The following is a 12,496-nucleotide window of genomic DNA, read 5'->3' as shown; positions in this document are numbered from 1 at the left end:
CTTCTCGGCTCCTGATTATTTAGCGGTCTTACGGTATTGCTCGATAAGTTCGATGAAGTGATCGAACAGCGGCGCGGCGTCGTGCGGGCCCGGGCTGGCTTCCGGGTGGCCCTGGAAGCTGAACGCTGGCTTATCGGTACGGTGGATACCCTGCAGGGTGCCATCGAACAGTGATTTGTGCGTCACGCGCAGGTTAGCTGGCATAGAGGCTTCATCGACGGCGAAACCGTGGTTCTGCGCGGTAATCATCACCGTATTGTTATCAATGTCTTTCACCGGGTGGTTACCACCGTGGTGGCCGAACTTCATCTTGACGGTGTTCGCACCGCTCGCCAGCGCCAGCAGCTGATGGCCGAGGCAGATGCCGAATACCGGGATGTCGGTTTCCAGGAAGGACTTGATGGCGTCGATAGCGTAATCGCACGGTGCCGGGTCGCCTGGGCCGTTAGAGAGGAAGATGCCGTCCGGGTTCATCTTAAGCACCTCTTCAGCGGAGGTTTTCGCCGGTACCACCGTCAGGCGGCAGCCGCGGTCAACCAGCATGCGCAGGATGTTGCGCTTGGCACCAAAATCATAGGCCACCACGTGGAACGGCAGTTCGTTCTCTTTTTTCGCTTCCGGCAGGTCGCCTTCCAGCGTCCAGCTCCCCTGCGTCCAGCTGTAGGCTTCGGCGGTAGTCACTTCTTTCGCGAGGTCCATACCGTTCAGGCCCGGGAAGGCTTTCGCTTTTTCCAGCGCCAGCGTCGCATCGAGGTTATCACCCGCGATGATGCAGCCGTTCTGTGCACCCTTCTCGCGCAGCAGACGCGTTAACTTACGGGTATCGATATCGGCAATCGCCACGATGTTATGGCGCTTCAGGTAAGAAGAGAGGTCTTCAGTGTTGCGGAAGTTGCTGGCAATCAGCGGCAGGTCGCGAATGACCAGGCCTTGCGCATGTACCTGAGAGGATTCTTCGTCAGCCGCATTGGTGCCGACATTGCCGATATGAGGATAAGTAAGAGTAACGATTTGGCGAGAATAGGAAGGATCAGTGAGGATTTCTTGATAACCGGTCATTGAAGTATTGAAAACGACTTCCCCAACCGCCGAACCCGTTGCCCCTATGGCCCGACCGATAAACTGGGTTCCGTCTTCCAGAACCAATAGCGCTGACTTAATCAAACCACCCTCCAGAGAATATTCACTCACTTTATTTGCATATTAATTCATGACTATGTCATAGATCAATGCAAATGTGTTGCCAGCGGATTTTTGGCAAACGGCGGCATTCTGGAGATTTGGTGGGTAAAAGTCAACTTAAAACGGATATTTTGTTTATTCTTTTGCAGGACTGGCGGCTTGAATGGGATTTAATGGGCAAAAAGATCAGGTAAATCATCCTGGAAAACGCTTGCGCGGTAGGTTTTATGGAATTTAAGAGATGCGAGCGACAAAAAGTGGACCAAATGGTCAAAATTTACATTCAATTCACATAATAATGGCATAAAACTCAGATTTATGACCATTAACAATCAAAATCCATTTAAAACAAATAAAATAAGAGGGCAATAAATTATTGCCCTATGCAATCAATACATTACGACTGCAATAACCACATCACGATGGGTAATAAAGCTTACAAATTGTTGAGATCCAGCACATCTCGCATATCAAAAAGACCCTTTTCTTTCGATTTCAGCCACAATGCGGAGCGTACTGCGCCATTGGCGAACGTCATGCGGCTTGACGCTTTGTGCGTAATCTCAACACGTTCGCCAATATCGGCGAACATCGCCGTGTGTTCGCCGATGATATCGCCCGCCCGGACGGTTGCGAAACCAATGGTGCCCGGCACGCGTTCTCCGGTATGCCCTTCACGGGAATAGACCGCGATGTCTTTTAAATCTTTATCCATTGCATAAGCAATCGCTTCGCCCATCGCCAGCGCCGTGCCTGATGGAGCATCAACTTTATGGCGGTGGTGCGCTTCAATAATCTCAATGTCGGTGTAGTCGCCCATCACCTTCGCCGCTTTTTCCAGCAGCTTCAGCATGACGTTAACGCCTACGCTAAAGTTCGCGGCAAAGACAATCGCAATGTCGGTAGCTGCATCCTGAATGGCCTGTTTACCCGCATCATCGAAGCCGGTAGTGCCAATCACCATCCCTTTACCGTGCTGGCGGCAAAACGCCAGGTGAGACAGGGTGCCTTCGGGACGGGTAAAGTCGATGAACACGTCAAAGTCATCTTTCACCGCATCAAGGCTGCTCTGAACGGTAACACCTGTCTTGCCCGCGCCGGCCAGTTCACCCGCATCGGATCCCAGCAGGGATGAACCTTCACGCTCCAGCGCCGCGCCGAGTGCCACGCCATCCATTTGTATTGCCGCCTGAATCAGCTGGCGACCCATACGTCCACCCGCGCCCGCAATGGCGACACGGATCTGTGCATCATGCATAGTTATTCTCTTACGTTAAAATGATGTAAACCGTTTTCAGATTAACCAGCCTTCGTAAAGGCTGCCAACTGAAAACACCAATAATTAGAATTTAACGTGAAACCGACTCAGATATCAGTAAAAGACATGATTTTGTCGTCACGATAAAGTCCGGGGCAAAAAAAAGGCCAGCACAGGAGGTGCTGGCCTTTCATCAGAAAAGAAATTATTCAACTTCGCGGGCGTCGATACGCAGCTCTTTCGGCACTTCGAAGACGATATTCTCTTCGCGTCCTTCCAGCGGAACCGCTTCGCCCCCGCCCAGCTCCTGCAGACGAGCAATCACGTTCTGCACCAGGATATCCGGCGCGGAAGCGCCTGCGGTAACGCCAACGCAGGCCGCATTTTTCACCCACGCTTCCTGGATGTCCGTCGCGTCGTCGATTAAAAACGCCGCTTTCCCCATACGCTGCGCCAGTTCGGCCAGACGGTTGGAGTTAGAGGAGTTTTTAGAGCCGACAACCAGCACCACGTCCGCCTGTTCAGCCAGCGCGCGCACCGCTTCCTGACGGTTAGTGGTGGCGTAGCAGATATCATCCTTACGCGGCCCGACGATTTTCGGGAAGCGCTGGCGCAGGGCGTCAATCACGTCTGAGGTGTCGTCTACGGAGAGCGTGGTCTGGGTCATAAACGACAGACGCGCTTCGTTTTTCACGTTCAGCGTCAGGACATCTTCCGGCGACTCCACCAGGTACATTCCCCCTTCCGGGTTGCTGTACTGGCCCATGGTGCCTTCAACTTCCGGGTGACCGGCGTGGCCAATCAGAATCGACTCTTCACCGCGACGGCTGGCGCGCGCCACTTCCATATGCACTTTTGTCACTAATGGACAGGTGGCATCGAATACGGTCAGATCGCGGCTTTTCGCTTCGTTACGGACCGCCTGAGAGACGCCGTGCGCGGAGAAGATCAGGATCGCGCCGTCCGGCACTTCGCTGATCTGCTCGATGAAAATCGCCCCGCGCTCGCGCAGGCTGTCCACCACATAGCGGTTATGCACCACTTCGTGACGCACGTAAATCGGCGCGCCGTAAATCTCCAGCGCGTTTTCAACAATGCTGATAGCGCGGTCTACACCGGCGCAGAAGCCGCGCGGGTTAGCCAACAGGATCTGCATTTCAGGCCTCCAGTGCCGGATCGATCTCCAGCACTTCAACATCAAAATGAACGGTACGCCCGGCAAGCGGATGGTTGAAGTCAACGGTAATAGAGTCGCCGTTAATCTCGCGGATCACGCCAGGCATTTCGCTGCCGTCCATAGCGGTAAAGAGCATAATCGCCCCGATTTCCGGTTCGCCCGCGTCCATAAACTCGCGGCGCGAGAAATACTGAATCAGGTCCGGGCTTGGCACGCCAAACGCGGCATCCGGCTCCAGCGAGAACGCTTTTTTCTCACCCTCTTTCAGGCCCAGGAGCTGCTGCTCAAGACCTTCAGACAGGGAGGTATCGCCGAGACGAAACAGGGCAGGTTTGCCGTTATTGCGGGTGGATTCAGCCGTGGAGCCGTCATCCAGCTTCAGCGTGAAGTGAACGAGAACCGCGCTGTTGCTCTGTACGGATTTAGACATACACATTGCTCTTTAATGTTGTGCCGGGTGGCGCAGCGCATCACCCGGCATTGACAATTACGCCTGCTCTTTCGCTGCGGGTTTAGGCAAGAAGCCTTCCAGCACGATTAACGCCGCACCGATGCAGATGGCGGTGTCGGCCAGGTTAAAGGTCGCGAAGTGCCAGTCGCCGACGTAGAAGTCAATCATATCGACCACAAAGCCGTGCCACAGGCGGTCAAACAGGTTGCCCAGCGCGCCGCCAATGATCAGCGCGTAGGCGATGTTATTCAGCTTTTGCGTGGCCTTCGAGCGGTACATCAGCACAGCCAGTACCACGCAGATACCGAGAGCGATACCCGCGAAGAACCAGCGCTGCCAGCCACCGCTGTCGGCAAGGAAGCTAAACGCCGCGCCGTAGTTGCGCGCATAGTGCAGGTTAAGCGACGGGAACAGCGAAACCGTCTCCCCCAGAGCGAAATTCTGGAGGATCAGGAACTTGCTGCCCAGATCGATAATCAGCACCACCACAACCAGCCACAGCCAGCGCAGTCCTGTTGAACAGAGAGTTTTACTCATCAGGCAAACTTACGTTTTTCGCCGTCACCGGCGACGTTGCTTACACAGCGTCCGCAGATGTCTGCGTGTTCCGCCACCTGGCCGATATCGGTAGTGTAATGCCAGCAGCGCGGGCACTTCTCACCTTCGGCTTTGCTCAGTGCGACTTTCAGGCCTTTGAGCAACTCGCTCTGCTGAGCATCAGCAGAAGCCTCGGCATAATCCGCAACTTTTGCACCAGAGGTCAACAGGACAAATCGCAATTCATCGCCCAGCGCGGTCAGCTTCGCCGCCAGCTCCGGTTCGGCGTACAGGGTCACTGCCGCTTCCAGAGAGCCACCAACTTTCTTATCCGCACGCGCCTGCTCGATAACCTTGTTCACTTCGCCACGCACTTTCAGCAGCTCGTCCCAGAAGGCATCGTTCATTGCTTCGGTGCTGGAGAGATCGAACAGACCTTCATACCACTCGCCGGTGAAGACATACTTCTCACGGTCGCCCGGCAGATAGCCCCAGATTTCATCCGCGGTGAAGGACATGATCGGCGCCATCCAGCGTACCAGCGCTTCTGCGATGTGGAACAGCGCGGACTGGCAGCTACGGCGCGCCACGCTGTCCGCCTTCGCGGTGTACTGGCGATCTTTGATGATGTCGAGGTAGAACGAGCCCATCTCGATGGAGCAGAAGCGCATCAGGCGCTGCACCACTTCGTGGAAGTCGTAAGACTCATAGGCTTTCAGGATATCTTCCTGCGCCGCTTTCGCGCACCCTACCGCCCAGCGGTCCAGCACGACCATCTCTTCCGGTTTCACCATGTCTTTCACTGGATCGAACCCGTTCAGGTTCGCCAGCAGGAAGCGCGCGGTGTTACGGATACGACGATAGCTGTCGGCAGCACGCTTCAGGATCTCGTCAGACACTGCCATTTCGCCAGTGTAGTCGGTTGAGGCTACCCACAGACGCAGGATGTCCGCGCCCAGCTTGTTCATCACGTCCTGCGGCGAAACGGTGTTGCCGATAGATTTAGACATCTTACGGCCCTGACCATCCACGGTGAAGCCGTGGGTCAGTACCTGACGGTAAGGCGCTTTACCTTTCATCGCGGTGGAGATCATCAGGGATGACATGAACCAGCCGCGGTGTTGGTCGGAACCTTCCAGATACATGTCGGCAGCGTGACCGGCAAACTCCGGACGCACGTCAACTACGGAGGCGTGAGTCGACCCGGAGTCGAACCACACGTCCAGGGTGTCTGGCACTTTCTCATAGTTGTCCGCGTCCGCGCCCAGGATGTCACGGGCGTCGAGATCCCACCACGCCTGAATGCCGTCAACTTCGACGCGCTTCGCCACTTCTTCCATCAGTTCCAGGGTGTTCGGGTGCAGCTCATGCGTCTCTTTATGCACGAACAGCGACATTGGCACGCCCCAGGTACGCTGACGAGAGATACACCAGTCAGGACGGTTAGCCACCATGGATTCGATACGCGCCTGACCCCAGTCCGGGATCCACTGCACGCCTTTGATCTCTTTCAGAGACTGCTCGCGCAGGCCTTTCTGATCCATGCTGACGAACCACTGCGGGGTCGCACGGAAGATGATCGGCGTCTTGTGGCGCCAGCAGCACGGATAGCTGTGCTGCATTTTCTCAACGTGCAGCAGCGCGCCGCTGGTGCGCAGCATGTCAACGATGATGTCGTTGGCTTTGAAGACGTTGATACCATCCAGCGCCGGGTAGGTGCCAGGCAGGTAAGAACCGTCCGGGCCTACCGGGTTGGCAATTTCCAGGCCGTATTTCAGGCTGATGTTGTAGTCGTCAGGACCGTGGCCACCGGCGGTATGTACCGCTCCGGTACCCGCGTCCAGCGTGACGTGGTCGCCCAGGATCGCCGGAACGTCGAAGTCCAGGAACGGGTGTTTGAAGCGCATCAGCTCCAGCGCGTCGCCTTTTACGGTGCCCAGCACGGTGTAGTCGGTGATATTCGCGCGTTTCAGCACGCTTTCAACCAGATCTTTCGCCAGGATAAGCGCCTGACCTTCAACCTGAACCAGCGCGTATTCGAACTCACCGGACAGGGAGATCGCGCGGTTAGCTGGCAGGGTCCACGGGGTGGTGGTCCAGATAACCAAAGAGATTGGGCCGTTAACGGACGACACGCCAAATTTGGCTTTCACCGCATCCTGATCGACGGCATGGAACGCCACGTCGATAGATGGAGAGGTTTTGTCGTAATACTCTACTTCCGCTTCTGCCAGCGCAGAGCGGCAGTCCACGCACCAGTGCACCGGCTTAGCGCCTTTGTGCAGGTGGCCGTTACCGATGATTTTACCCAGCGCACGGATGATGTTGGCTTCAGTTTTGAAGTCCATGGTCAGGTACGGGTGCGACCAGTCGCCCAGCACGCCCAGACGGATAAAGTCAGCGCGCTGGCCTTCAACCTGGGTGGCCGCGTATTCGCGGCACTTCGCGCGGAACTCTGCAGCGGTGAACTTCTCACCTGGCTTGCCAAACTCTTGCTCCACTTTCAGCTCGATCGGCAGACCGTGGCAGTCCCAGCCCGGCACGTAAGGCGAGTCAAATCCCGCGAGTCCTTTGGACTTCACGATAATATCTTTCAGAATCTTGTTTACAGAGTGACCAATATGAATGCTGCCATTCGCATATGGAGGGCCATCATGCAGAATGAAGGTTTTTTTGCCTTTTTTGGCTGCACGAATGATGCCGTACAGGTCATCATCGGTCCAACGCGCCAGCATTCCCGGTTCACGCTTGGCGAGATCGCCGCGCATCGGGAACCCTGTTTCCGGCAAATTCAGGGTTGATTTATAGTCACTCATCAGATTCTCGGTTCCGTATTTATCACGTAGGCAGTTAAGCCGGTTCTAAAGCCCAAAAAACTCGCGGGCCGTTAATTCATCTCGCGCGATTTGCGCCTTAAGTTCATCCAGCGAAGCAAATCGCTGCTCGTTGCGTATTTTTTTACGCAGTATTACATCTATATGGCGACCATAAAGGTCCATTACAACGTCCAGCAGGTGCACTTCTAGCTGTTGACGCACACCGGCAACGGTAGGACGCGTGCCAATGTTGGCAACGCCGTAAAACGACTTATCGCCCAGTCCTGCCACTTCCACCGCATAGACCCCTTTAACCGGGGAAACCTGACGACGCAGCGGTATATTCGCCGTCGGGAAACCAATCGTGCGGCCCAGCGCATCGCCATGAACCACGCGGCCAGAGATGGTGAACGGATGGCCCAGCAAATTTTCTGCCGTCTCCAGTTCATCATTAGCCAGCGCCTGCCGCACCGCCGTGCTGCTGACGCGCACGCCGCCTTCACAGAAGGTCATCGCGCTGGTGACGTCAAAACCGTACTCCAGACCAGCCTTCTGTAATAGCAAGAAATCGCCCTGACGACCAGCGCCAAAGCGGAAATCATCCCCCACGGCGAGAAACTGAACGCCAAGACGCTTAACCAGCAGGTCGCTGACAAAATTTTGTGCTGTCAGTGCGGCAAAGCGGCGATCGAAACGCACACACAATACGTAGTCCACGCCGGACTCCGCCAGGTAGCGCAACTTTTCGCGCAGGCGAGTGAGCCGAGCGGGAGATTTATCGCCCGCGAACAGCTCCAGCGGCTGTGGCTCGAAAATCATCACCACAACGGGCAGGCCACGGGCCTCCCCTTCTTTACGCAATCCCTGCAACAGCGCCTGATGACCACGATGCACGCCGTCGAAATTACCAATGGTCAGCACGCACCCGTGTGGCGCTCTGCTGAGATTATGTATGCCGCGTATCAGCTTCATGTCTGGCTCAAAACAGTGAAAATCGCCAAAGTATACCTTGTACAGCGGTTAAGGTTAACCGGCGATTGTTCGCGCAAAACAGAAAGCCGTAATGATTTCATCAGGCTGACCTTTCACAGCGAAAAAATCTGCCCGTGAACTGCGATTTTTACGCCGAAAGGCTGTATTCACGAAAGACAAGCTGGTAGAATCCTGCGCCATCACTACGTAACGTAGCGTCGCTAATTAACGGCGCTTATTTGCACAAATCCATTGACAAAAGAAGGCAAAGAGGGCATATTCCTCGGCCTTTGAATTGTCCACATAGAACATATTTGGGAGTTGGACTTGGCTAATATCAAATCAGCTAAGAAACGTGCCGTTCAGTCTGAAAAGGCTCGTAAGCACAACGCAAGCCGTCGCTCTATGATGCGTACTTTCATCAAGAAAGTATACGCAGCAATCGAAGCTGGCGACAAAGCTGCAGCGCAGAACGCATTTAACGAAATGCAACCAATCGTGGATCGTCAGGCTGCTAAAGGTCTGATCCACAAAAACAAAGCAGCGCGTCATAAAGCAAACCTGACCGCGCAGATCAACAAACTGGCTTAATCGCTACTTGTTGTTGCTTGTTTAAAGAACCCGCTTAACGCGGGTTTTTTTATGTCTTCAGAATGCCGGTGGCGTAAACAGCGCCGAGTAGTCACGGTTGCAGATTCGCTGCACCGCCGGGTGTTGAATCATCCTTTCGGCGAATATGGCGTGGTACTCCTCCATCACGTTATCTACTCTGCCAATCTCCGTAATCTTATCGTCTGAATAGAGATCGTGCGCGTAGAGCGTTGGCGCCACGAAGATCGCATTATGCGCTTCGCCAAAGGCCTTCATCAGCGCCGCATCGTCGAACTCGCCGAGGATCTCCACGTTCAGCCCCTGCGAATTAAACCAGTTCAGCAGCTTGCGTCCGAGCATGGAACGCCTTCCCGGCACCAGCAGGCGACGCTCTTCCAGACAGGCCGGGAAAGGTTTCTCCGGCGGTGGATTGATGCACCAGAAGCTCACGCCGCATTCGCCAATTTTCACCGAGAACAGCCCCTCCTGCTGCGTGGAGTCGATGGGGCAATCCGAGATAATCATGTCCAGCTTGTGCTGGCTCAGCTGCTCCAGCAGCATCTCGTGTGTGGATTCAAAGCAGCGCAGATGGATTTGTTCATCCTCTACCACGGCGGCATCCAGCACGCCGCTTACCAGCCGTTTGGACAGTGCATCCGCCACCCCCACGTCAAAGAGCAGGTTCGACTCTTTGCGGTAGTTGACGATATCCAGCATCTCCTGGCTGAGGGTGAACATTTTGTCCGCATAGCGGAAAACCAGTTCCCCCAGTTCGCTGGGCTCAATCCCACGGCCCTTGCGCTTGAAGAGCTTACCCTGCAGCCGTTCTTCAAGGGCTTTGATTTGCCCGGTGATGGTTTGCGGCGTCAGGTAAAGCGCCTCTGCAGCCCCCACGACCGAGCCCTGTTTGTAAACGTGCCAGAAGTAGTAAAGATGGTTGTAATTCAAATGAGGCATCGCGTCTTCGCTCCCTGAGTGTGTATCGGGAGAAGAGTGACCTTCTCCCGGTGTTCCGTTATGCCTGGACGGCCTGTCCGGACAACTTCACCTTCAACAAAGTATACCCAATCACTGCCGCCAGTAATGACCCGATGAGAATGCCGAGCTTCGCCCAGACGATGAGCTCTGGCGCGTTTGCACCAAACGCCAGCGTCGAGATAAAGATCGACATGGTGAATCCAATACCGCACAGTATGCCGACGGCCATGATCTGACTAAAGGTTGTACCGTTCGGCAACGATGCCAGCTTCATCTTCAGCGCCAGCCAGCAGAAGAGGCTGATCCCCAGCGGCTTACCGATAAACAGCCCGGCAATAATGCCCAGCGGCAGGACAGACGTCAGCCCGTCCAGCGTGACCCCCTGCAGGGAAACGCCCGCGTTGGCAAACGCAAACAGCGGCAGGATCATAAAGGCGACCCACGGGTGCAGCACGTGTTCCAGCTGTTTAGCGGGTGACTTACCGTCCTGCGGCTTAAGCGGCACGAAGAAGCCCACAATCACGCCGGCCAGCGTGGCGTGCACGCCGGATTTCAGCACCGCTGTCCACAGCACCATCCCCACCAGGATATAGATACCGATGCGGCGAACGTTGAAGATGTTCAGCACCGCCAACACCGCAATCGCCCCTGCGGCTACGCTCAGGGACAGGATCGACAGATCGCTGGTGTAGAACAGCGCGATAATCACAATGGCACCCAGGTCATCAATGATCGCCAGCGCCATCAGGAAGATTTTCAGCGCAACCGGCACGCGGCTGCCGAGCAGAGCTAAGACACCGAGCGCAAAGGCGATATCCGTTGCGGCCGGGATCGCCCAGCCGTCACGCGCGACAGGATCCTGCCAGGTAAATGCGAGGAAGAGCAGCGCTGGAACGACCATCCCACCGAGCGCGGCAATAACCGGGAACGCCGCGCGCTGGCGGCTGGCTAGCGAACCTAGCACCAGCTCGCGCTTAACCTCAAGACCAACGAGCAGGAAGAACACCGCCATTAGCGCATCGTTGATCCACAGCAGCATGTTCTTGTTAATTTCCAGCGCTCCGACCTTCAGCTCGACGGGCGTTTCCAGAAATGCGTGATAGAGATCGCGGGTCATGCCCAGGTTAGCCAGCACCATCGCGGCGGCCGCGGCAATAATCAGGATCACACCACCGGACGCCTCACTGCTAAAGAAACGGTGTAGTAATTTCATTTTTGTTCTCTCTTTTACAACGATACCTCGATAAAACCATAATACCAAGCCAAATAGCTCGGCAAAAACAGATTAATATTGGGTATAGACTCAGTTTTACCGATCTATAACTGCAAAAAAAAGCCCGGAATCGCTTCCGGGCTTTTTGAAGTTAGACACAGCTAACGAATTAGCGGGTCAAATCATCGAAGAATTTTTTGACGCCATCAAAGAAGCTTTTGGAGCGCGGGCTGTTTTTCTCACCCGTTGGGCCGCCAAAGCTCTCCTGAAGCTCTTTCAACAGCTGTTTCTGCTTGTCGTTCAGGCCAACCGGCGTTTCCACGACGACGCGGCACAGCAGATCGCCCTGCGCACCACCGCGAACGGATTTCACGCCTTTGCCGCGCATGCGGAACAGCTTGCCGGTCTGGGTTTCACCAGGGATTTTCAGATTGACGCGACCGTCCAGCGTCGGCACTTCGATTTCACCGCCGAGAGCCGCCATCGCGAAGTTGATCGGCACTTCACAGTACAGGTTATTGCCTTCACGCTCGAAGATGGCGTGCTGCTTCACCTGAACCTGAACGTACAGATCGCCTGCCGGTGCGCCGTGCTCGCCTGCTTCGCCCTCACCCGCCAGACGGATGCGGTCGCCCGTATCAACGCCAGCCGGGATCTTAACGGACAGGGTTTTGGTTTTCTCAACGCGACCGTGGCCGTGACACTTGGTGCACGGATCTTTTATCAGCGTACCGCGACCGTGACAGTGCGGACAGGCCTGCTGTACCGCGAAGAAGCCCTGGCGCATCTGTACCTGGCCGGAGCCATGACAGGTTGGACAGGTCTGTGGCTGGGTACCCGCTTTCGCGCCGCTGCCGTGGCAAACGTCACACTCTTCCAGCGTCGGGATACGGATCTCTTTCGTGACGCCACGAACGGCCTCTTCAAGAGTGAGATCCATGTTGTAGCGCAGGTCTGCGCCGCGCGATGCGCGCTGACGACCACGACCGCCGCCGAAGATATCGCCGAACACGTCACCAAAGATGTCGCTGAAATCCGCACCGCCGCCAAAGCCGCCGCCACCGAATCCACCGCCACCCATACCGCCCTGTTCAAAGGCCGCGTGGCCGTACTGGTCATAGGCCGCACGTTTTTGTGCATCGGTCAGGACTTCGTAGGCTTCTTTGATCTCTTTAAATTTTGCTTCAGCCTCTTTGTCACCCTGGTTACGGTCCGGGTGGAATTTCATGGCCAGGCGCTTATACGCCTTTTTGATTTCACGCTCTTCCGCAGTTTTCGGAACGCCTAAAATCTCGTAATAGTCTTGCTTTGCCATTGGTTT

General features: G+C 55.5%; 11 protein-coding genes and 1 pseudogene. 1 reads left to right on the top strand and 11 read right to left on the bottom strand.

What is annotated here, in order from left to right; all coding sequences use genetic code 11:
• Positions 1-15: 15 nt before the first annotated feature.
• From carA to DG357_RS23085, 8 genes and pseudogenes are all read right to left on the bottom strand, one after another.
• Positions 16-1,164, bottom strand: a complete 1,149-nt coding sequence (carA, locus tag DG357_RS03650) for a glutamine-hydrolyzing carbamoyl-phosphate synthase small subunit (RefSeq protein ID WP_041911264.1) — start codon at positions 1,162-1,164, stop codon at positions 16-18.
• 454 nt (positions 1,165-1,618) lie between these two features.
• Complete coding sequence (dapB, locus tag DG357_RS03645) at positions 1,619-2,440, bottom strand: 4-hydroxy-tetrahydrodipicolinate reductase (protein ID WP_088204586.1); 822 nt, start codon at positions 2,438-2,440, stop codon at positions 1,619-1,621.
• Positions 2,441-2,645: 205 nt separating this feature from the next.
• The gene (ispH, locus tag DG357_RS03640; protein ID WP_028015471.1) at positions 2,646-3,596 is read right to left on the bottom strand and encodes a 4-hydroxy-3-methylbut-2-enyl diphosphate reductase; all 951 of its coding nucleotides are present in this window, start codon (positions 3,594-3,596) and stop codon (positions 2,646-2,648) included.
• Between the two features lies 1 nt (position 3,597).
• The gene (fkpB, locus tag DG357_RS03635) at positions 3,598-4,047 is read right to left on the bottom strand and encodes an FKBP-type peptidyl-prolyl cis-trans isomerase (RefSeq protein WP_003856450.1); all 450 of its coding nucleotides are present in this window, start codon (positions 4,045-4,047) and stop codon (positions 3,598-3,600) included.
• A gap of 57 nt (positions 4,048-4,104) precedes the next feature.
• Positions 4,105-4,605, bottom strand: coding sequence for a signal peptidase II (gene lspA / locus DG357_RS03630; protein ID WP_028015470.1), 501 nt, complete (start codon positions 4,603-4,605; stop codon positions 4,105-4,107).
• Complete coding sequence (ileS, locus tag DG357_RS03625; RefSeq protein WP_088204587.1) at positions 4,605-7,421, bottom strand: isoleucine--tRNA ligase; 2,817 nt, start codon at positions 7,419-7,421, stop codon at positions 4,605-4,607. Before ileS ends, lspA begins: the two co-directional genes overlap by 1 nt.
• Positions 7,422-7,466: 45 nt before the next feature.
• Positions 7,467-8,393, bottom strand: coding sequence for a bifunctional riboflavin kinase/FAD synthetase (ribF, locus tag DG357_RS03620; RefSeq protein WP_028015468.1), 927 nt, complete (start codon positions 8,391-8,393; stop codon positions 7,467-7,469).
• A 7-nt stretch (positions 8,394-8,400) separates the two neighbouring features.
• Positions 8,401-8,619 (bottom strand): annotated as a pseudogene (locus DG357_RS23085) (DUF2575 domain-containing protein).
• Between the two features lie 101 nt (positions 8,620-8,720).
• On the opposite strand from DG357_RS23085, the gene rpsT reads away from it, so the two are divergent.
• A complete protein-coding gene (rpsT, locus tag DG357_RS03605; protein WP_003856458.1) occupies positions 8,721-8,984 on the top strand; it encodes a 30S ribosomal protein S20 in 264 nt (87 codons plus the stop codon).
• A 57-nt stretch (positions 8,985-9,041) separates the two neighbouring features.
• Here the strand turns inward: rpsT and nhaR are convergent, their stop codons facing one another.
• The 3 genes from nhaR to dnaJ all read right to left on the bottom strand — a co-directional run bounded on the left by nhaR (position 9,042) and on the right by dnaJ (position 12,490).
• Positions 9,042-9,941 (bottom strand): transcriptional activator NhaR, encoded by a 900-nt coding sequence (gene nhaR / locus DG357_RS03600; protein WP_028015467.1) that lies wholly within the window; start codon positions 9,939-9,941, stop codon positions 9,042-9,044.
• Between the two features lie 58 nt (positions 9,942-9,999).
• The gene (gene nhaA, locus DG357_RS03595) at positions 10,000-11,175 is read right to left on the bottom strand and encodes a Na+/H+ antiporter NhaA (RefSeq protein ID WP_041911268.1); all 1,176 of its coding nucleotides are present in this window, start codon (positions 11,173-11,175) and stop codon (positions 10,000-10,002) included.
• Between the two features lie 169 nt (positions 11,176-11,344).
• Entirely contained in the window at positions 11,345-12,490 is a 1,146-nt protein-coding gene (dnaJ, locus tag DG357_RS03590) for a molecular chaperone DnaJ (RefSeq protein ID WP_047367304.1), read from the bottom strand.
• Positions 12,491-12,496 lie beyond the last annotated feature (6 nt).

Origin of the sequence: Enterobacter bugandensis (assembly GCF_900324475.1) — a bacterium.
Taxonomy (GTDB): Bacteria; Pseudomonadota; Gammaproteobacteria; order Enterobacterales; family Enterobacteriaceae; genus Enterobacter; species Enterobacter bugandensis.
Note: the sequence above shows the minus strand (reverse complement) of the source record. Positions and strands in the feature narration are given on the sequence as shown.